At 70.7% G+C, this 18,395-nt stretch carries 20 protein-coding genes and 1 pseudogene; 8 read left to right on the forward strand and 13 right to left on the reverse strand.

Annotation, left to right across the window (positions count from 1 at the left end; all coding sequences use genetic code 11):
* Window positions 1–165 precede the first annotated feature (165 nt).
* The 4 genes from ACJ6WD_RS26625 to ACJ6WD_RS26640 all read right to left on the reverse strand — a co-directional run bounded on the left by ACJ6WD_RS26625 (window position 166) and on the right by ACJ6WD_RS26640 (window position 3,982).
* Window positions 166–909: an SDR family NAD(P)-dependent oxidoreductase gene (locus ACJ6WD_RS26625; protein WP_407616665.1), complete on the reverse strand. Its 744-nt coding sequence runs from the start codon at window positions 907–909 to the stop codon at window positions 166–168.
* A complete protein-coding gene (locus ACJ6WD_RS26630) occupies window positions 906–1,538 on the reverse strand; it encodes a VC0807 family protein (protein ID WP_376438943.1) in 633 nt (210 codons plus the stop codon). Before ACJ6WD_RS26630 ends, ACJ6WD_RS26625 begins: the two co-directional genes overlap by 4 nt.
* Window positions 1,539–1,672: 134 nt before the next feature.
* Entirely contained in the window at window positions 1,673–2,275 is a 603-nt protein-coding gene (locus tag ACJ6WD_RS26635) for a TetR/AcrR family transcriptional regulator (RefSeq protein ID WP_376438940.1), read from the reverse strand.
* A 777-nt stretch (window positions 2,276–3,052) separates the two neighbouring features.
* Entirely contained in the window at window positions 3,053–3,982 is a 930-nt protein-coding gene (locus tag ACJ6WD_RS26640) for a hypothetical protein (protein ID WP_407616666.1), read from the reverse strand.
* Window positions 3,983–4,120: 138 nt separating this feature from the next.
* Between ACJ6WD_RS26640 and ACJ6WD_RS26645 the strand changes: the two genes are divergently transcribed.
* Window positions 4,121–6,472: a LuxR C-terminal-related transcriptional regulator gene (locus tag ACJ6WD_RS26645; RefSeq protein WP_407616667.1), complete on the forward strand. Its 2,352-nt coding sequence runs from the start codon at window positions 4,121–4,123 to the stop codon at window positions 6,470–6,472.
* Between the two features lie 184 nt (window positions 6,473–6,656).
* Here the strand turns inward: ACJ6WD_RS26645 and ACJ6WD_RS26650 are convergent, their stop codons facing one another.
* The 6 genes from ACJ6WD_RS26650 to ACJ6WD_RS26675 all read right to left on the reverse strand — a co-directional run bounded on the left by ACJ6WD_RS26650 (window position 6,657) and on the right by ACJ6WD_RS26675 (window position 12,297).
* Window positions 6,657–7,490: a PIG-L family deacetylase gene (locus tag ACJ6WD_RS26650; protein ID WP_233660186.1), complete on the reverse strand. Its 834-nt coding sequence runs from the start codon at window positions 7,488–7,490 to the stop codon at window positions 6,657–6,659.
* Between the two features lie 349 nt (window positions 7,491–7,839).
* Entirely contained in the window at window positions 7,840–8,589 is a 750-nt protein-coding gene (locus ACJ6WD_RS26655; RefSeq protein ID WP_407616668.1) for an oxygenase MpaB family protein, read from the reverse strand.
* A gap of 110 nt (window positions 8,590–8,699) precedes the next feature.
* Entirely contained in the window at window positions 8,700–9,929 is a 1,230-nt protein-coding gene (locus ACJ6WD_RS26660; RefSeq protein ID WP_233660184.1) for an MAB_1171c family putative transporter, read from the reverse strand.
* The gene (locus ACJ6WD_RS26665; protein WP_051661500.1) at window positions 9,922–10,362 is read right to left on the reverse strand and encodes a hypothetical protein; all 441 of its coding nucleotides are present in this window, start codon (window positions 10,360–10,362) and stop codon (window positions 9,922–9,924) included. The genes ACJ6WD_RS26660 and ACJ6WD_RS26665 overlap by 8 nt, the downstream gene beginning before the upstream one ends.
* Before the next feature lie 80 nt (window positions 10,363–10,442).
* Window positions 10,443–10,898, reverse strand: a complete 456-nt coding sequence (locus ACJ6WD_RS26670) for a helix-turn-helix transcriptional regulator (protein ID WP_236664381.1) — start codon at window positions 10,896–10,898, stop codon at window positions 10,443–10,445.
* Window positions 10,899–11,514: 616 nt separating this feature from the next.
* On the reverse strand, window positions 11,515–12,297 hold the full coding sequence (locus tag ACJ6WD_RS26675; protein WP_233660183.1) for an SDR family NAD(P)-dependent oxidoreductase: 783 nt from the start codon (window positions 12,295–12,297) through the stop codon (window positions 11,515–11,517).
* A gap of 134 nt (window positions 12,298–12,431) precedes the next feature.
* Here ACJ6WD_RS26675 and ACJ6WD_RS26680 point away from each other — a divergent pair, with 134 nt between their 5' ends.
* Window positions 12,432–13,019: a TetR/AcrR family transcriptional regulator gene (locus ACJ6WD_RS26680; RefSeq protein ID WP_233660182.1), complete on the forward strand. Its 588-nt coding sequence runs from the start codon at window positions 12,432–12,434 to the stop codon at window positions 13,017–13,019.
* 95 nt (window positions 13,020–13,114) lie between these two features.
* The gene (locus ACJ6WD_RS26685; protein WP_233660181.1) at window positions 13,115–13,672 is read left to right on the forward strand and encodes a hypothetical protein; all 558 of its coding nucleotides are present in this window, start codon (window positions 13,115–13,117) and stop codon (window positions 13,670–13,672) included.
* A 183-nt stretch (window positions 13,673–13,855) separates the two neighbouring features.
* Here ACJ6WD_RS26685 and ACJ6WD_RS26690 read toward each other — a convergent pair whose 3' ends face one another.
* Window positions 13,856–14,806, reverse strand: a complete 951-nt coding sequence (locus ACJ6WD_RS26690; protein WP_407616669.1) for an alpha/beta hydrolase — start codon at window positions 14,804–14,806, stop codon at window positions 13,856–13,858.
* A 43-nt stretch (window positions 14,807–14,849) separates the two neighbouring features.
* Here ACJ6WD_RS26690 and ACJ6WD_RS26695 point away from each other — a divergent pair, with 43 nt between their 5' ends.
* Window positions 14,850–15,332, forward strand: a complete 483-nt coding sequence (locus tag ACJ6WD_RS26695; RefSeq protein WP_233660179.1) for a MarR family winged helix-turn-helix transcriptional regulator — start codon at window positions 14,850–14,852, stop codon at window positions 15,330–15,332.
* Between the two features lie 143 nt (window positions 15,333–15,475).
* Window positions 15,476–15,973, forward strand: coding sequence for a hypothetical protein (locus ACJ6WD_RS26700; RefSeq protein WP_331249150.1), 498 nt, complete (start codon window positions 15,476–15,478; stop codon window positions 15,971–15,973).
* A 49-nt stretch (window positions 15,974–16,022) separates the two neighbouring features.
* Here the strand turns inward: ACJ6WD_RS26700 and ACJ6WD_RS26705 are convergent, their stop codons facing one another.
* A complete protein-coding gene (locus ACJ6WD_RS26705) occupies window positions 16,023–16,460 on the reverse strand; it encodes a glutaredoxin domain-containing protein (RefSeq protein ID WP_233660177.1) in 438 nt (145 codons plus the stop codon).
* Between the two features lie 48 nt (window positions 16,461–16,508).
* On the reverse strand, window positions 16,509–17,210 hold the full coding sequence (locus ACJ6WD_RS26710) for an L-lactate permease (protein ID WP_376436773.1): 702 nt from the start codon (window positions 17,208–17,210) through the stop codon (window positions 16,509–16,511).
* Window positions 17,211–17,329: 119 nt separating this feature from the next.
* On the opposite strand from ACJ6WD_RS26710, the pseudogene ACJ6WD_RS26715 reads away from it, so the two are divergent.
* From ACJ6WD_RS26715 to ACJ6WD_RS26725, 3 genes and pseudogenes are all read left to right on the forward strand, one after another.
* Window positions 17,330–17,458, forward strand: a pseudogene (locus tag ACJ6WD_RS26715) (FAD-linked oxidase C-terminal domain-containing protein); the annotation flags it as partial.
* A gap of 12 nt (window positions 17,459–17,470) precedes the next feature.
* A complete protein-coding gene (locus tag ACJ6WD_RS26720) occupies window positions 17,471–17,641 on the forward strand; it encodes a hypothetical protein (protein ID WP_407616670.1) in 171 nt (56 codons plus the stop codon).
* Between the two features lie 357 nt (window positions 17,642–17,998).
* Window positions 17,999–18,310 carry a hypothetical protein gene (locus ACJ6WD_RS26725; RefSeq protein ID WP_407616671.1) on the forward strand — a complete coding sequence of 104 codons (312 nt, stop codon included), beginning with the start codon at window positions 17,999–18,001 and terminating at the stop codon, window positions 18,308–18,310.
* Window positions 18,311–18,395: the final 85 nt, after the last annotated feature.

Genomic DNA, 18,395 nt, shown 5'->3' on the forward strand with positions numbered 1-18,395 from the left:
TGGCGTTCCACGAGCCGGGCCAGGCAGCTGTCCAAGTCCCCGATCTGCTCGGTGAACTGCTCAGTGAACTGCTCGGTGAGCTGCCCGATGCGCTGTCAGCAACCCGGGGTCACGCGGGTCGGCCCCCAGTCGTGGTGGCGCCGAGTTGGGTGCCTGGGTTGCTCTTCAGCGGGATGCGAGCGGGAACACGGGAAGTTCGATGGGCTCGGCCGTTCGGCCTGCCTGGACGGACCACGCGTGGCCGGTGCGTTCGTCGGCGAGGACCGTCTCGATGGCGGCGGCGACCTCGTCCGGATCGGCGAGCAGCAGTCCGTGTTCGAGCAGGGTGGCGCGCATCGAGGCGACGGCGGGGGTGTCCACCAGTCCCGGGCAGACGGTGTTGAGGCGGATGCGGTCTGCCTCCAGCAGCGGGGCGGCCGAGCGGACCAGTCCGACGAGGGCGTGCTTGGCGGTGGCGTAGAACACGTCGGGCGAGCCGGTCAGTCCCGCGATGCTGCCGGTGACGACGATGCGCCCGCCGCCCTGCTCCCGCATCCGGCGCAGCACGGCGTGCAGACCGTAGACGACGCCGTCCAGATCGGTGCGCAGGGTGTCCCGGTAGCGTTGGGGCGTGAAGTCGTCGAGTCCGCAACGGCAGGCGATGGCGGCGTTGAGCACGGCCGCGTCCAGTCGGCCGAACTCCTCGACGGTGTACGCCACGGCGCGCTCGTTGTCGTCGGGCGAGGCGACATCGGTGGCGACGAAGAGTCCACCGCACTCCTCGGCGACAGCCCTGCCGCCGGTGGTGTCGAGGTCGGCGACGACCACCCGCCAGCCATGGCCGGCCAGCCGTCGGGCGGTGGCGGCTCCGATGCCCGAGGCGCCGCCGGTGATCAGCGCGACCGCGCCACCGCTCTGACCACCCGTCATGCCGATTGCCCGGTGGCGGCGAGGGGAGTGATCGTCAGGCCGCGGCTGCGGAGCCCGTTGCGGCGCAGGTAGGAGCGTCCGAAGAACCGTTGGAAGGCCAGGATCGCCAGGACGGTGATGCCCAGCAACACCTCGTCGAGAGCGGGCACGAGGTCGACTGGCAGGGTCATCGCCAGGACGACCCGCACGGCGCTGTCGCTCAGACAGGCGACTGCCCAGAAGGCGCTGCAGATCCGCAACATGCGGCGGAACGCCGGATACCGGTCCCAGTTGGCTTCCAACGTCCGCTGCCTGTCCTCGTCCACGACGATCCTGGTCGCTTCGTAGAGGAACGGCCTGGGGGCCGGCAACGTGCACAGCATCCACACGCCGATCGCGGCCATGCCCCAGCCGTTGCGGATCAGCATCAGCCGCGGACTTCCGGTGACGAACGACATCGCGACCGTCAGGCCCATCGTGCCGAGCATGAAGAGCTGCAACCCGCCGATCCTGCGTTCGCAGACGATGCCGCGGACCGCACCGGCTACCGGGATCACGGCGCCGGCCAGCAGCGCGAGGAACTGGTTCACCCCCAGCCAGCGCAGACCGTAGAAGAGGACGAGCGGAACGATCACATGGACCAGCAGCACACGAGGTAAACCACCGCCGGCCCGTGCGGGACGCAGCGTGCCTGGGCTCTCTGTCACAACACAGCCTTTCGAGCGTGGATTCGCGGGGTGGGTGTCTGGGGTGGGTGTCTGGGGTGGGCGTATGGGCGTAGGGGTCAGCCGGACCGGGTGGCCAGTTCGAACGCGGTGACCACTTCGCGGGCGTAGGCGTCGAAGTCCAGCCCCGGCTCCCCGCGCAGTCGCTGGGCGGCGGCGTCGACGGCACCACGGATCATCACCGCCATCGAAGGGACGTCGAAGTCCCGGAACTCGCCGCTGCGTTGACCAGCCGTCAGCAGCTCCGTCAGCCCGCGCACGCTCGGTTCCTGCGCGCTCTGCGACGTGTACGGCGCTCCACCCGGATCACGCACATGCGGTCCGATCTCGGTGAGCGCCACCATCTGACGCGGGTGCGCGCGCAGGAACCGCAGGTTGGCCTCCAGGTAGGCGCGCAGCTTGCCCGCCACCGTCTCCTCGACCGCCATGCGGGCACCGATGAACTCCGCCCCCGCCGTCAACACCTCCCGGACGATCTCGTGCATCAGATCGTCCTTGTCGGCGAAGTGGTACGAGATCATCCGCGGGCTGCTCAGCCCAGCCCGTTCGGTGATCTTCGCGAACGACGCCTTGGCGTAGCCGAGTTCCGCGATCGTGTCGATCGCCGCCGCCACGATCTGCGTCCTCCGCGCGGCGTTGGTCAACGTCCGCTCGGTCTCCATCTCGGCCTCCCCAGGCAGTTTTTATCCAGCCAGATAAACACTACCTTGAGTGCGGCGACAGTGGCCAGCGGCGACGCGATGCGGCCGGCCCGTCATCCGGGCCGCCCTCCTCGCCGTGGGAGACGTCCGGGGCCGGGCACAGCGACCGCTGCACCGCCCGGCGGAAACAGCAGGCGAATCCCGCCCCTCAGCCGGTCGAGTGCCGGTTCGGGCTGCTCAGGCACGGCCGGCGTGCTCGGCGGCACCGCGGACGAGCACACCCTCCGGCCTACGGGCAGCAGTTGCAACCGCCGGGCAGGCGAGGACCGGCCGGGCGATCGACCCACCGCACCAACAGGACGATGACGGCGAGCCCGCAACCGCCCGGCCGCCCACCGCCGCGGCCGGGCACTGCATCCCGTTGAACACCACTGAGACGCCCTGGTGATCCTCTGTCGGAAAGTCATGGCCGAAGCACACGAGTCGGAGGATCACTGCTCATCGAGCGAAGACTGTCGGGCAAGGGACTCCTCGGTGGCCGAGATCGTCTCTTCCTGTGCCGACCGTCGCTACCGCCTCCGTCGCCTCGATCCGGCTCGGGCTCCGGCTCCGGCTCCGTTCGTGACGCGCCGTGCTACTCACCGAGTTCGTAGTCGAACCAGATGCGGTGGGTGCCGTCTACATCCACTGCGGGCGCCGCCGGTGCCGGTGATCCCGGTCAACGCACCCCCGTTCCGCCGGCCGGCACTCCAAGTACGCGTGCCAGAAGGGCTGTTCCGCCCTGAACCGCCGCGCCTGCTACCGCGTCCGACGTTCGTCATCGCTCGCGTCCTTCGTGTCGCTCGCGCGCAGGGCGGGGCCGTGGGCGAGCAGGATGCGCAGTGCCGCGTAGTCCGATCCGGGGCGGCGGGCGGGCATGAACACCTCCAGCCGGTCGCCCTCGGTGCGGTAGCCCGCCTTCGTCGCGCACGCCGAGAGGCCCCGGCTGCCGACGTGTGCGGCGAGTCCCCGTACGTCGAGCCGGACGCCGCTGCCCGGGTTCGCGGAGACGAGGGCGATCCGGGACCAGGGCACCGGACCGGGGAACGGCGCGAGCGTCAGCCCTTCGCCGGTGAAGGTCAGGGCGCCCCAGCGCAACGCGCCGCCCTCGCCGAGCTCCTCCAGATGGCGTTGCGCGAGGGCCTCGGCGACGGCCTGCGTCGCGGTCGTGACGAAGCGGGCGCCGTTGTCGGGGGTCGCCCCCGAGAGCAGCCGCCAGAAGCCGGACTCCTCACGGACCTTGACGTAGTCCAGGCCCCTGATGCGGATCCGCCCGCCCGCGTACGGACGGATCACGGTTTTGAGCACGTCGTGCGAGTGCGCCAGGTTGATGGAGACGGAGACCCTGGTCGACTCGACGGACGCGATCTCGTGCCACGCGTACCGCAGCGTGCGGCGCCCGGGCCGGCGCAGTTCGAAGCCGTGCGCGTGCTCCCGGATCCGGATCCGGGTGTGCCGCACGCACAGGGCGACGCACCCCGCGCCCGCCCCGAGCACCGCCCAGAACGCGAGGCGGAACGAGGGCTCCTCGTCGTAGTGCTCGCCGGCGAGCGTGCACAGCACGACGAACGAGATGAGGAGCGGGACCAGCGCGGTCAGGGGCCTGCGCGGCAGGGTCCCCTGGTAGGTCCACACCCGCTCCCCCAGTCGCCCGGTCTGCTCCCGCCAAGCCTCCGTGCCTGCCGACACCACACACCTCACATGATCGTCCGATTCCGCGTCGTCGAGTCTCGGGCGGGTGCGCGCGGGGGGAAACGGGAGAACTACTCAATTCCTGCGGGTCCGCGGTGCCGGTGCCGTCGCGGTGCGTCCGTAAGATGACCGCTCATGGAAACGGGGGCGGTCACGGGGGCGTTCGTCGGCCTCGGCGGTGAACTGACGCCGCTGATCGGGCGGCGGGCGGAGACGGCCCGGATCGCCCGGCTGCTCTCCGGCGCGCGCCTGGTCACGCTCAGCGGGGTCGGCGGTGTGGGCAAGACCCGGCTGGCGCAGCGCGTGGCGGCGAACGCGGCGCGCTCCACCTTCCCCGACGGCGTGCACATCGCCGAACTCGCCGACCTACAGGACCCCGAGTTGCTCGCACCGAGCGTCCTCGGCATCCTCGACACGGCGCCCCCGGCGCACCCCGGCGCCGACGCGACGGCCGTCCTCACCGCCCGGCTGCGCGAGCGGCGCGCCCTGTTGGTCCTGGACAACTGCGAGCACCTGATCGAGGCGTGCGCCCGTCTCGCCGACGCGCTGCTGCGGGGCGCGCCCGGGCTGCGCGTCCTGGCGACCAGCCGGCAGCCGCTCGGCATCGCGGGCGAGCAGGTCTTCTCCGTGGAGCCGTTGCCGGTGCCGGACGCGGACGCGGGTCACGGCGGCGGGCGCGCGGTGAGCGGCAATCCGGCCGTCGCGCTGTTCGCCGATCGGGCCGCCGCCGTGCTGCCGGGCTTCGCCGTGTCCGAGTCCGACGCCGCTGCCGTCGTCGAGCTCGTGCGCCGGCTGGACGGGCTGCCCTTCGCGATCGAGCTGGCGGCGGCCCGCGTCCGGAGCCTGACGCCGCAGGAGATCCTGGAGCGGCTCACGGACCGGTTCGCGCTGCTGACCGGGGGCAGCCGCGTCGCCGCCGACCGGCAGCGCACCTTGCGCGCGCTGATCGACTGGAGCCACGAGCTGTGCACGGGGCGCGAGCGGCTGCTGTGGGCGCGGGCCTCGGTGTTCCGCGGCGGCTTCGACCTGGAGAGCCTCGAACGGGTCTGCACGGACGCCGAGCTGCCGCCCGCCGCCCTGCTCGACACCCTCGATGCCCTTGTCGCCAGGTCGATCGTCAACTGCCGCCAGGAGCAGGGACGTTCGCGCTATCACATGCTGGAGACGGTACGGGAGTACGGGCACGAGCGGCTGGCCGCGTCCGGCTCGCTCGACGCGCTGCGCGGCCGGCATCGCGACCGGTACGCGGAACTGACCGCTCGGGCCGGGCGGGAGTGGTTCGGGCCCCGGCAGGTCGACTGGTTCACGCGGCTGCGCCTGGAACATCCGAACCTGCGCGCGGCCCTGGAGTTCTGTCTGGAACGGCCCGGGCAGGCGCGGGCCGGTCTGGCCCTGGCCGTGTCGCCCCGGCACTACTGGATGACCGCGGGTCTGCTGTCCGAGGGCCGCCGCTGGCTGTCGCAGTTGCTCGCCGCCGACGATCCGGAGGACGACGGCGACGACGACGCGGCCGGCCCGGATCCCGCCGTCCGCGTGCACGCCCTCGTCACCGAGACGTACCTGGGCATCCTGCAGGGCGACCCGGACGCCGATGTGCGGCGTGCGCTCGCCGGGTGCGAGGCCGCGGCCAGGCGGGGCGGCCATCGGCGGGAGTCGGCCTGGGTGTCGCACCACCAGGGGATCCTCGCCGTGTGGCGCGAGGACTTCGCGAGCGCCGCCGAGCTGTTCGCGCGGGCGCGCACCGAGTTCCGCGCGCAGGACTGCCTGGACGCGGCCCTCGAATGCCGGGTCAAGTTCGCCCTCGCGCACGCCTACGGAGGTGACGTCGCCGCGGCCGACGAGGCGTGCGACGAGGTCGAGGCGGCTGCCCGCGCGCACGACGAGTCCTGGCTGTACGGCATGGCTCTGCTCGCCCGCGCCCTGCTGGCCCGGCGGGCGGGCGCGCCCGCCGACGCGATCGCACACGCCAGGGCGGCCGTCGCCCGGCTGCGCCCGTTCCAGGACTGGTGGGGCCTGGCCATGTGTGTGGAGGTCATCGCCTGGAGCACCCAGGACGCCCCGCGGCGCGCGGCCCGGCTCCTGGGCGTGCTGCACCTGTTGTGGGAGTCGCTGGGCGGGCGGCTGGGCTCGGTGCCGTTCATGCGCGCGCAGCATCTGCGCTTCGAGGCCGCGGTACGGGAGGCGTTGTCCGCCGCGGCCTTCGACCGGGAGTTCCGCCGCGGGGCGCGCGCCACCGTGGAGGAGGCGATGGCCTACGTTCTGGATGATGCGGCCGGGGCGGTGCCGGGGTTGACGCGGCGCGAGAGCCAGGTCGCGGAGTTGGTCGCCGAGGGCCTGACCAACAAGGACATCGCGGCGCGCCTGACGATCGCGCAGCGCACCGCGGAGAACCACGTCGAACGCATCCTGGGCAAGCTCGGGCTCACCTCGCGCACGCAACTGGCGCTGTGGACGTACGAGCAGCGCGACGAACCCGCCGGGAGCTGACGGCGCTCAGGGACCACGGGGCCGGCCTGCCCGCACCCCCTGTCCGCGCTGCCGGCGAGGGCCTGCCGGCCCGGTCGCGGGTTGCCGGAGCGCAACCCGCGTGGACAAGCCCCCGGGTGTGTGAGCATCCTCGAACGCGCCCTGCGGTCGACGGGCTTTCCCGGGCCCCGGGCGGGCGAGCGGATCAGCGCAGTCCGGCGAAGAGGTCGTTCTCGGGTACGGCCGCGCCGGTGGCGTCCTGGACGCGGACGAAGGTCTCCATGCCCATCAACTCACCGAACCTCTCCTTGCCCATCTTGAGGAAGAAGATGTTCTCTCCCTGACTGGCGTGCGCGGCCAGCGAGTCGAACTTCTGGCCGCTGAACGCGGTGGTGTCCACCCACGTGGTGATCTCCTCGTCGGGGAGACCGATGTTGGCCATCGCGGCGGCCTCGGCGGGGTCCGGCTCCGGCATGTCCGGGTGGAACTCGCGGATGATCTCACCGAACCGCTGCATCCCCGAGCGGGGCATCGTCGTCCAGTACACCTTCGGCGTCAGCTCGGTCATCTTCAACGCCGCCATCGTGATGCGGTGTGCCTGGATGTGGTCGGGGTGACCGTAGAAGCCGTTCTCGTCGTAGGTGACGACCACATCGGGTCGGTAGTGCCGCATGAGTTCCGCGAGTCGGCCGGCGCCTTCCTCCACGGGGGTCTGCCAGAAGGATCCGGGGGCGTCGTTGCTCGGCCAGCCCGTCATTCCCGAGTCGGCGTAGTCCAGCATCTCCAGATCGCTGATCTTCAAGACGTCACAGCTCGCCTGGAGTTCTTGACGGCGCATCGAGGCGACGGCCGCCGGGTCGTGCCCGGGATCGCCCGGCTTGGCACCCCCGGGTCCGTCACCGCAACCGCCGTCGGTACACGTCACGAGCACCGTGCGGATGCCCTCCGCCGCGTACCGCGCGAGGACTCCTCCGGTTCCGGTGGCTTCGTCGTCGGGGTGGGCGTGCACCGCCATGAGCGTCAAGGGCCGGTCAGTCATGTAACAGTCCTCCTGCAGAAATATGTCTCAGTCCGAATGCGCGGCGGGCGTGCCACGATTTTGGGGCCCGGCCTTCTCCGGGGTGGGAATGACCTGTGGTCTCCGTGTCCCCCACCCCTGCGGCGCCGGTCCCTCGGTGGATGCAACAGTGCCACCCGGGCCGGCTGTTCCCGGTCGGCACCTCGGATCACGGGCCAATCGTCGGCGGCGGTGTCAGAAGTCGCCCCCAGTGCGATGACGGGTGCCTGACATGGCGCCGGATGGGCACGGACCACCCGGTGGCCGCGCCTGGCCTCGCTCCCCCACAAGGTCGCTTGAGGTGCCTGGCTGACGCCTTCGTCAGGGCCTCTCAGCCAGCTGTCCTTGTGCTCACGGGCTCTTCCGAGGGATCGCCGTGTGGGTGAGGAGACGAAAGGCCGCGGGTGTGGGCGCGGCGCATGCGGAGGCGTCGACCCCGCAGTGCGGCGGAAACCAGACTTCTCACGAGCAGGCGGGGGCGCGGCAGTTCAAAGGTCCTGCGGAGTCGCTCTCCGAGAAGGCATGTGAAGATCCCGTTGGCCAGCGGTGAGAGGAGACGGGGCATGCGATCGGACAGCAGGGACCGGGTCGCTGTGACGAGGCTGTGCCCTTCTGCGGTGCCGCGGAACGTCCTGACCTCGAATGCGTCCATCCACGCGGTGAACTCCTCGAAGGAGTCGGGGACGTCCGTGATGCCCATCCGCTCGGCCAGGAGTGAGTAGAACGTGTGGGTCGCTCTCTTCTCGGCCTGGCTCGTTCGACGCCAACCGTGGGTGTCGATCCAGCGGACGGGCGTGATGCAGAAGGCTGCCAGTACGTAGACGAAGTCCTCGTTGGAGACGGCAAGACCGGAGTGAAGCCGGATCAGCTTTTGTACTGCCGCTTCCCCCTCGCCGGTGTCCAGTCCGTGCTCGATGAGGGTGTACATGAGCTCGCCGGTGGCCTTCGCCCGAACGCGCGGCTGCTTGGTCAGCTTTCCCGTGCCGGCCAGCACGCGGGCGATGGAGGGGACGGCGAAGGTGCGGTAGAAGCCGAGGTTCAGTCCGAGCTTCACATCGCCGGGGAAGTGCGTGAGCGCCATTTCCCGGTAGGCCGCTTGGGCTTCCTGCGCTTCCTCAATTGTCCATGGCACTGAACGTCACCCGGCTTTTTCGCTCATTGGGCGCATCTCGTCATTCCGTCGTGTGCGCTTCATGGGGAGGCGGCCAGGACCTTGTCGACGAGTGCGCTGTGGAGGTATTTCCCGACCATGATGAGGTGTTGCCGCTCGGCGTGCGGGGGGACCTCTATGCCCGGGAGATGGTCGCACGCCGGGGAGGGGACGGTCCCCTCCTCCCTGGCCCGCAGCGCCGCTCGGAGCGCCGCGGCAGCCGCCAGCGCTTCGCGTTGTGACGGCCGGAGGTCCTCGTCTTCCGCGATGCGCCTGGCCGTGTCCACCACGTCGGGAGAGACCCATGGGCGCAAGGACAGTTGACCGTCACGGATCTCTCCGGCCCGTCGGACCGCCATGACCTGCTGACCCCACTCCGAGCGCGGCACCCGGTTCTTCAGGATGAGGCCGGGGTCGATCCGCGTCACCGTCCTCCAGAGTATCTCCAGCGCGTGGAACTCCTGGTTGCGGTGGCGGCGCGCCTTCAGCGCGCTGTACACCCATCCGTACAGGACGATGTCGCCGCCCACCGAAGCGGCCGCGGGGGCAAGGGTGTTGCTGATGGGCTCCATTGAGGGAAGTCCGGCGTTGACGCCGACAATGGCGATGATCTTCAAGACGCCGTACATGGCGACGAAGACGCAGCCGATCGCCGTACAGGTGAGACTGGTGCGGAGCAGCCGGTCCGTCATCCGGCGGGAGTGCCGCCACGCGAAGTAGGCCATCGACCAGATACCGAGCCCGTAACCCGCCTGATAGATCATCAGGAATGCCGTGATGGTGGGTTGCTCGGCGTAGGTGGTGTCGAAGTCCAGCGGTCTTTCGCCGGTCGGCAGCTCTACGGTGAAGAAGAGAACCGTCATCAGCATGAGGATGACGGCGTAGAGGGGCGCGACCCAACGGGCGGCGCGGCGGAGGCGATCGATTTCCGCCTGCCTACGGACTTCAGAGGTGGCGGAGCTGCCCCCATTGGCGGATGCGCCCTTCCAGAGCATCACGATCAGGAGGTAGAAGGCGCAGCACACGGTGATAGCGCTGTAGACGACGTACGTGGCGAGGTTCGAGACCCCCGCGAGCTGGTCGATCAGCCGGTAGTTGTGCGGCGCCGCCACCAGGAAGCCGCTACCGGCGGACAGTGCGGCCCCCGTCATGAGGAGCAGGCTCGGGATCCGTTCGCTGAGCCAGGCGCGCCCCTTGTAGAGGGCCAGGAGGTAGAGGCTCAGGCCCACGACCGTGTACGCGAGGTCGTAGGCGGTCTCTTTGCTAGGCATGGCGCCCTTCCCGGTGGATCAGCGCGGGCGCGATGTGCGCCGCCGCCCCGTCCTCCGGTTCGAGGTTCAGCTCCAAGTACAGGAGCGTGCCGACCGTTTCGGCTTCGTGTTCGGCCGGATCCGCGTAGTGGGAGCGCCCGAGGACCCGCCGGACGACGTCCGGGTCGATGGCGTTGTGACGGGGCGCATGGTGCAGGAGGAGGTGGGCGAGTTCATGGCACTTCACCAGGGCCTGGTGCGCCAGGCTGGTGCCCTTCGGGTAGTAGATGCGGTCCTCGCCCAGATACTGCTCGTACTCACCCGAGGGCTCGCCGGGACGGACCTCGCGTTCGATGAGGTGCAGGGTGCGCCCCGTTCGCTGCTCGTAGGCGGAGCAGAGTTCCTGAAGGGTGGGGTGAGCGGGTAGTCCGAGATCGCGAAGGATCTTCCTCACTCGCTGTCGCTCGGCCCGGATTCCCATGTCGCCAGCCCAACCCTCTGGTATCTGCCACGTCGTCACAACTTCGGGCCGATTCACCGTGATCTCCTGCCGCGGGGTTGCAGGCCCATGCGCTCGCGCAGCGTGTCGACGAGCGTACCGACCACGTCGCGGAATTCACTGGGCAGTTCGGCCAACCCCTCGGCGATGTGCCGAACCTCGTCGTCAAGCGGACTCTCTGCACCACTGGCGGCGCCACCGCCGGAGCCGGCCGTCCGGTTGGCTCGCATCTGAGGGAGTCCGCGACGTTCCACGTCGATGGCGAGGAGATGCTGCTCCACTTCCCTGACGTACTCGGCGTCGTCCGGGAGGAAGAAGTAGTCGAGCCGAACCCCGTAGAGGGCGGCGAGCCGCATGGCCCGGTCGCCGCGCGGCACGGATCTGCCGTTGCGCAGGTTGTTGACCTGACTGACCGACATCTGGATCTGGTCTGCGATTTCCTGTTCGGTGTACGGCCTCGCCTGCGTCGCGGGGTAGATCGACTCGTTCAAGCGGTTGAACCGCTGAGCGAACCGTTCGGCCGCGCCCCCTTGCTCGGGTGGTTGCACTCCTACTCCCGCTTTCGTATCGACACGGTCTGGATCCTAGGCGAGCTGATACGCGCCTCGGCAGCCGCGTCTCCAATTAATTGGAAATAGCATCTCTCGCAAATGAGGCAAGTCGGTCAAAAGGCGAGGGGTTGGCTAGATCGATCACCAATTAATTGACAGAACCCCCCTCGTCCACAGAGGATCAGCATCACCCCGGCCCCCACGGGGGTGGGCCGGGGTCACCACACCTGTCTTGCCGTCAGCAGGCCCGCCAGGAGCCTCATTCGGGACGACGCACCCACGGCCGAGCCAACGGGCAGACGCGGTAGACGCGGCAGAGCACCCAAGGCCCACGGCGCCAAATACACCAACCCGTGGAGTGGCGGCGCCCGGTGAGAGCGCCCCAGCAGAACGTGCCATCCCAGCCGCGAGGAAGTGCTCGGGGCCGGCGAGCGTAGCGGCGATGCAAGGCGTCGACACCCTGGAGGCCAGGAGACGGTGTACTCCACGCGCCCGCGCACCGTCTGGGCCCGGCCCTTCGTTCCTGTGCGGCAAGCCAGGGTGAACAGGGCGTTTCCTAGGCGGTTTTGACGGCTCCGCCATCGATGAGGTGGTCGGTGCCGGTGGTGGCGGCGGCTCGGGGCGAGGCCAGGTAGGCGACGAGGGAGGCGACCTCGTCGGGTTCGACGAGGCGGTTGATGAGCATGCCCATCGCGGCCGGCAGTCCGGCCAGGAGGTCGGCGTGGGGGATGTTCATGGCGGTGGCGAGTTCGGCGCCGTAGCCGGTCGGGCTCTCCCACATGTCAGTGCGGACCGGCCCCGGGGAGACGGTGTTCACCCGCACCCCCTGCGGGCCGAACTCCTCGGCCAGGGCCTTGCCGAACGCGGTGAGCGCCGCCTTGGCGGTGGTGTAGGCGACGGGGCCGCCGTGCGGGACGCGGGCCCCGATCGACGACACGTTGACGATCGCACCGCGGGCGGCCGCCAGGGCGGGCAGGGCGGCGCGGGTGACGCGGACGGTGGCGAAGAAGTTCAGGTCCACCACCTGCTCCCACTGGGCGTCGGTCAGGTCCAGGAAGCCGCCACTGAGGCCGCCGTCTCCGCCGCCGACGTTGTTGACCAGGATGTCGAGGCCGCCCAGTTCGGCGACGGCCTCGGTGACCAGGCGTGCGGCCGCGGCGGGGTCGGACAGGTCGGCCGCCACCGGTATCGCGCCGGCCGCCGCCAGTTCCGGGGTGGGGGTGCGGGCGGCGGCGACCACGCGCACGCCTTCGGCTGCCAGGGCGTGGACGACGGCCAGCCCGATACCCCGGCTGGCGCCCGTGACCAGAGCGGTCTTGCCGTTCAACTGCAGATCCATGGTGCTCCTCCATCGCCGATCGCGTCTTTTATGATGCAGAGAAGCTAGAATATGCGTCATCGATGTTGCAAGTCTTGGTCGAGTTGCCTCTCTGACGTACCCTTGCGGTTGCCGTTCTCCCGGAAGGACCCGCCATGGCGCTGCCCGCCTCCCCGAAACCGCTGCGCGCCGACACCGAACGGACCGTGCGCGCGATCCTCGAAGCCGCCGAGCGGGTGCTGTCCGCCAACCCGGCGGCCACGATGGAGCAGATCGCCGAGGCCGCAGGCGTCGCACGGACCACCGTGCACCGGCGGTTCGCGTCCCGGGAGGCATTGATCACGGCGCTCGCCGCATGGGCGACGCAGCGGTTCCACGAAGCCGTCGAGGCCGCCCGGCCACAGACCGCCCCGCCCGCCGTCGCGCTCTACCAGGTCACCGCGAACGTGCTCCGCGTGAAGACCGGATGGGGCTTCGCCATGGGCGCCCTGCCCACCGATGCCCCCGAGGTCGCCCGCGTCCACGCCGACGTACTCGCTCAGTGCGCGCAGCTCTTCGTCCGCCTGCGCGACGCCGGCGTGCTCCCGCCCGACACCGATCTGGACTGGGCGCGGCGCGTCTACTACGCCCTGATCCACGAGGCCGCCTCCCAGGCCCCGGACACCGACGCCGCCCTGGACGCCCTCGCCACCCGCGTCGTCGAGACCCTGCTGCACGGCATCGGCACCTCGACCGCCAACTGACTGGCCGCCTCTCAGCGCAGGCTCATCCTGATCTGCGGGGGCCGTCGGTCGCGACTCGCTTCCGTTCCCGCAACCGACACGGCAAAATCCTGTGCATGGATCAGGGGGTCGCCGCGGTCTGGGCCGCTGGCTTGGCGGGATTCGCGAGTGCGGCAGGTGCTGCTGCGGGGGCAGGGCTGGCAGCGCGCGGGGCTCGTGTTCAGCTGCTTCAGCAAGGCGAGTTGGACAAGCAGGGGAAGACGGAGGAGAGGCGTCTCCAGCATGACGAATGGCGCCGGCAGAGCTGCCTCGCCTTCCAGGTGAAGCTCGGGGAGGCCGTCGATGCGCTCGATGAGTTGATGTACGCCCTTCGCAACAGACGGGCGCTGACCGAAGTGCGCGACAAACTGCGGAGAGCGGAAGGGGAGGTGCTGAGGGGGCACTTCGACAACGTGGTGGTGTGTCAGGTGACGGAGCTTGAGGAGATCTCGGGTGCGGCCCTCCGGCGACTCGAAACGGCCCTCAAGGCGATAGACGCCCTCCGGCGCAGCCCTGCGCACGTTGCGGACATCGACTCGGCCTTGCACCAGCGTTGGCTTGAGCAGCGGCAAAGTCTGTTGGATGCGTACGAGATGTTCTCCAAGGCGCTTCCCCAGGTCCTCCCCACCGCGTAGATGAGGAGCTGCCTCAGGCAACACGGGTGACGCGCGCACGGCGGACGGGCTTCGGGCTTCGGCTTCGGCTTCGGCTTCGGCTTCGGCGGAGGGGATCCCTCCCTCACCGCCATGGTCGGCCTGGAAGTCGGCTTCCTGGCTCCCCTCCCCCAACCCGCCCCGAACACCCGTCGACCGGCGCCCCTACCCGACCGACGTCCGCGGGCCGCCTCCGCCCCTGATCCGCTGACGCAGGAAGAGGGCGGCCCGGTCCAACGCCTCTTCGGCCTCGTCGAGGACGCCGGCGAACGACTGGAACACGTGCGGCACGTCGGCGGTGACGTCGAGGATGACGTCCACGCCCGCCGCGCTCGCCCGTGCGGCCAGGCGGGTGGAGTCGTCCAGCAGCATCTCGTTGGTGCCGACTTGGATCAGCATCGGGGGAAGGCCCGTCAGGTCGGCGTGGACGGCCGGGCTCAGCAGGGGCTGGCGCGGGTCGGCGCCGGCGAGGTACATGGCTCCGGTGTGTTCGAGGGCCGCGCGGGTGAAGATCGGGTCGAGGTCTTCCTTGGTGTCCATGCTTGCGCCGGTCCGGGTGGCGTCGGTGCCCGGGGAGAAGGCGAGGAGGGCGGCGGGCAGCGGAAGGCCCGCGTCCCGGGCGGCGAGGCAGGTGGTGACGGCGAGGCCGCCGCCGGCGGAGTCGCCCGCGACGACGATGGCCGAGGGGTCCTCGCCGCGGTCGAGGAGGGCCCGGTAGGCGCTCAGGCCGTCCTCGATCGCGGCCGGGAAGGGGTGTTCGGGGGCGAGCCGGTAGTCCAGCGAGTACGCGCCGAGGCCGGTCCTGGCGACGAGGTTCCCGGTCAGCGAGAGGGTGGTCTCGGGCGAGCCGAAGACCCAGCCGCCGCCGTGGAAGTACAGGATCGTCCCGGCGTCGGGGCCCGCGTCCGTCCCTCGGTCCGGCGCCCTCCTCGGCTCGACGCGCAGCGCGGGCCGGTCGCCGAGCGTCGTCGGCGCGGTGCGGATGCTGCTGTGGGGCACGATCATCTGGGCCATCAACCGCCGGAATCCGGCGCGGAGTTCCTCGACCGACCGGGGTCCCCCGGCGCCTGGCTGCCGGAGGATCTCGTCGACTCGGGTGCGCTGTTCCCTGCTCATGGACAGACTCCTGCCAGAAGTAGCTTCCTGTACACTATATGCCATGGAATATACATCGAGCGGAGAGCGCGCCGCAGCTGACTTCTCCGGACTGTTCGCCGACCTGGTCCGGTGCGAGACGCGCCTGTACAACGCCCTCAACGACCGTCTCCGCGAGCGGCACGGGATCGTCACCTCGCAGTACGAGTTCCTGAGCTACCTGCGCGACCACCCCGGGTGTCGGGTGGCGGACCTCGCCGCCGAGTTCGCCATCGGCGTCGGGGCGACCAGCAAGGGCATCGACCGCCTGGAGAAGCAGGGGTGGGCCGCCCGTCGGCCGAACCCCGCGGACCGCAGGTCCTCCCTGGTGGCCCTGACCGACGACGGCGCGCGGCTCGTCGAGGAGTCGGAACGGACCGTCACAGGCGGCCTGGCCGAACTCCTCGGAGGCGCCCTGGACGCCCCCGCCCTGTCGGCAGTCGCGCGGGCCATGTCGACCCTGCGCGGCACGCTCGAACGCGATCAGGTCGGCACACCCACCGGCTGACCTGCTGACGGGCCCCCGGTCGCCATCCGGCTCGGGTGGTCGGAGCGGGATGCGGTGTATGCGTGGCACGAAGGCCCCGCCCCTCGACCTCTGCGGTGTTGTCAGGTTTCGCGCCACCCCGACCAGCCCTGAGAGGTGCGCAGTTGAGCAGGCTCCTGGACGCGTTCGAGACCACGGTCTCCCCGAACTACCGCACTTTCGGGCTGGTCGACACCAGTGCGGACACCCACACTCCGAACGCGGACTTTTCGAGGTGGCTGGTCTCGGCGCCCGGCATGGTCCGTCTACAGGTCCCCTCGCAAGTCGTCCGGGCCTCCCTACGGCTGGAGAGCTGGTCAACGGCGCCCTCGACGGGGCCTGCTCCGTGGTCCGGCCAGGCGGAGGCGGACGTGGAGCTTCCCACCGCTGATCTCGGCATCGAGGTCAGCGCCGACGGGATGCGAGAGATCCCCCTGATCCTGCCGTCGCCCGGGACGTACAGAACGCGATGGCACTGGATCTTCAACCCCGGGAACGGCCCTTACGCCTCGCCGCTCACGGGTTCTTCAGCCGCCTTGGAGACACCACTCGGTCATGCCGAGGAACTCAAGGGCGAGGACCAGGACTGCCTGGTGCAGATGTGGCGCGTCGCTCGGAGGTGACGCACCGTGCGCCGTCCGCCGTCGCCCTCGACTGGGGCACCGCTCTTGTTCACGCGGGGCGGGAGAGCTGTTCACGCACCCACGCGGGATCGGGGTTGGTGTGCGGCCGGCCGGCCACGACGACGGTCGGCACGGTCTCGTTGCCGTCGTTGGCCGCCCGCACCGTTGCCGCTCCCGCCGGATCACGCCAGATGTTGACCCAATGCAGCTGGCGGGCGTGGCGGCCCAAGCGGAGGCGCAGGCGGAGACAGTACGTGCAGCCCGGACGCCAGTAGACGATCGGCCGGCCATCGGCCACGCTACGGCGCTGTGCGTCCGAGGCACCGGTCGACCTGGGAAAGGCCAGCGGCGAGTTCACCGCTGCGAGCAGCACGAACAGCAACAGCAGTGCTGCGGCCGCGACGGGAGACCCGCTGAGGAACTGCCCGGTCGCGATGACCGAGCCGCAGAGCACCAACAACACCGGCAGGATCCAAGCACGCGTCATGAGGAGAAAGGCTACCGAGGGTCGAAGCTCTCCCGGCGGTGCGTGCGGTCACCGGCCCACCACCATCCAGTCCAGCAACGGTGTCGTCTGCGCCCAGGCCACCAGGCAGAGCGCCGCCAGGACGCACAGGCTCCAGCCGATCACCTTCCGCAGGATCTCGCCCTCCCGGCCCGTCAGTCCCACCGCGCCTGAGGCGATCGCGAGGTTCTGCATGGCCTCGGCCTTGCCCTGTACGCCGCCGGTGCTGTTCGTCGCCGCGGCCAACAGGCCGTCCATGCCGACCCGGTGGGCCGCGGCGACCTGCATCGCGCCGAACAGGGCGTTGGACGAGGTGTCCGACCCGGTCAGCGCCACCCCGAACCAGCCCAGGAACCCCGACAGCAGCGCGAACGCACCGCCCGTCCCGGCCAGCCAGGCACCCAGGGAGACGGCCATGCCGGAGAGGTTCATGACGTAGGACAGGGCCAGGACGCAGCCGATGGACGGCGCGGCCCACCGGATCTGGACGCACGCCTCACCGTAGGCGCGCAGCGCGCGGCCGGGCCGGACCCGCAGGATCAGGACCGTGAGCACGCCGACGGCCAGCAGCACCGTGCCGCCCGTTCCGAGCCAGTTGAGGTCGTAGACCGCCGCCTTGGGCAGCGTTCCGTCGGCGGTGCGGACGTCGAGTCCCGGCCAGGGGAACGAGGTGCCGCGCGCCGCGACGAAGCGGGCCACCGGGCCGTCCACCGACACCAGCGCGAACGCCACGACGAGCAGCGCGTACGGGGCGAACGCCTGGAGGAGCGGGAGGCGCGGGGCCGTCCCGGGTCGGCTGCCTGCACATCCGCCCGTTCGTCGACCTCACCGACCCCGCACGGGTCGCCGCGCTGCGCGCCGTCGCCGAGGAGGTCCGCGACCTCGCCGCGGAGTACGGCGGAGCCAACTCCAGCGAACACGGCGACGGGCTGGCCCGCAGCGAGTTCAACCGCCGGCTGTTCGGCGACGAGCTCTACGACGCGATGCGCGCGGTGAAACGCCTCTTCGACCCCGACGCCCGACTCAACCCCGGCAAGATCGTCGACGCCGGGCCGATGACCGACCACCTGCGCGACCCCGCCCTGCCCCCGCTCCCGGACTGCGCACCCGCCTGGACTTCGCCGACACCGGTGGGATGCGCGGCACCGCCGACCGGTGCATGAACATCGGACTGTGCCGCAAGGACGCGCACGGCACCATGTGCCCGTCCTATATCGCGACCCGTGAGGAGCAGCACGCCACCCGGGGACGCGCCGGCGCCCTCGTCAAAGCGCTGTCCGCGCCCGACCCCAGGGCCGCGCTCGGGGACGACCGCCTGCACGAGGTCCTCGACCTGTGCCTGATGTGCAGCCCCGGAGGTCCGCCAGGTCGCCGCACGCGTCCGGCAGACCGAGGAACTGCTCACCGAGGCGATCGACGCCGGGCGGCTCCACCTGCGCCACGACACCCCCTACGCCGGTCGGCGCATCGTCTACCACGGGCACTGCCACCAGAAGGCGGAGGTCGGCACCGCCGCCACGGTGGCCCTGCTGCGCCGCATCCCCGGCGCCCGGGTCACCGAACTGGACGCCGGCTGCTGCGGAATGGCCGGCTCCTTCGGCTTCGAGGCCGAGCACTACGACCTGTCGCTGCGCATCGCCCGCGACCGCCTCGTCCCGGCGCTCGCCGCCGAGCCCCCGACCACCGCCGTCGCGGCCACCGGCGTCTCCTGCCGCCAGCAGATCGCCCACACCACGCACCACGCCGCGCGCCACCCCCTCCGACTCGTACGGGACGCCCTCGCGGACCCGCCCGGCCACCGGGGTGGGAACGGGGACGTGGCCGGCGGCTGAGTCCGATCGCGGGGAAGGCCGGTGGACGGAGCCGGCGTCGGCCTGCCGGTGCCGCCGTGGAGCCGGCCGCCGTTGCCGCTACCGG

Source organism: Streptomyces sp. VTCC 41912 (assembly GCF_045799175.1).
Lineage (GTDB): Bacteria > Actinomycetota > Actinomycetes > Streptomycetales > Streptomycetaceae > Streptomyces > Streptomyces albulus_C.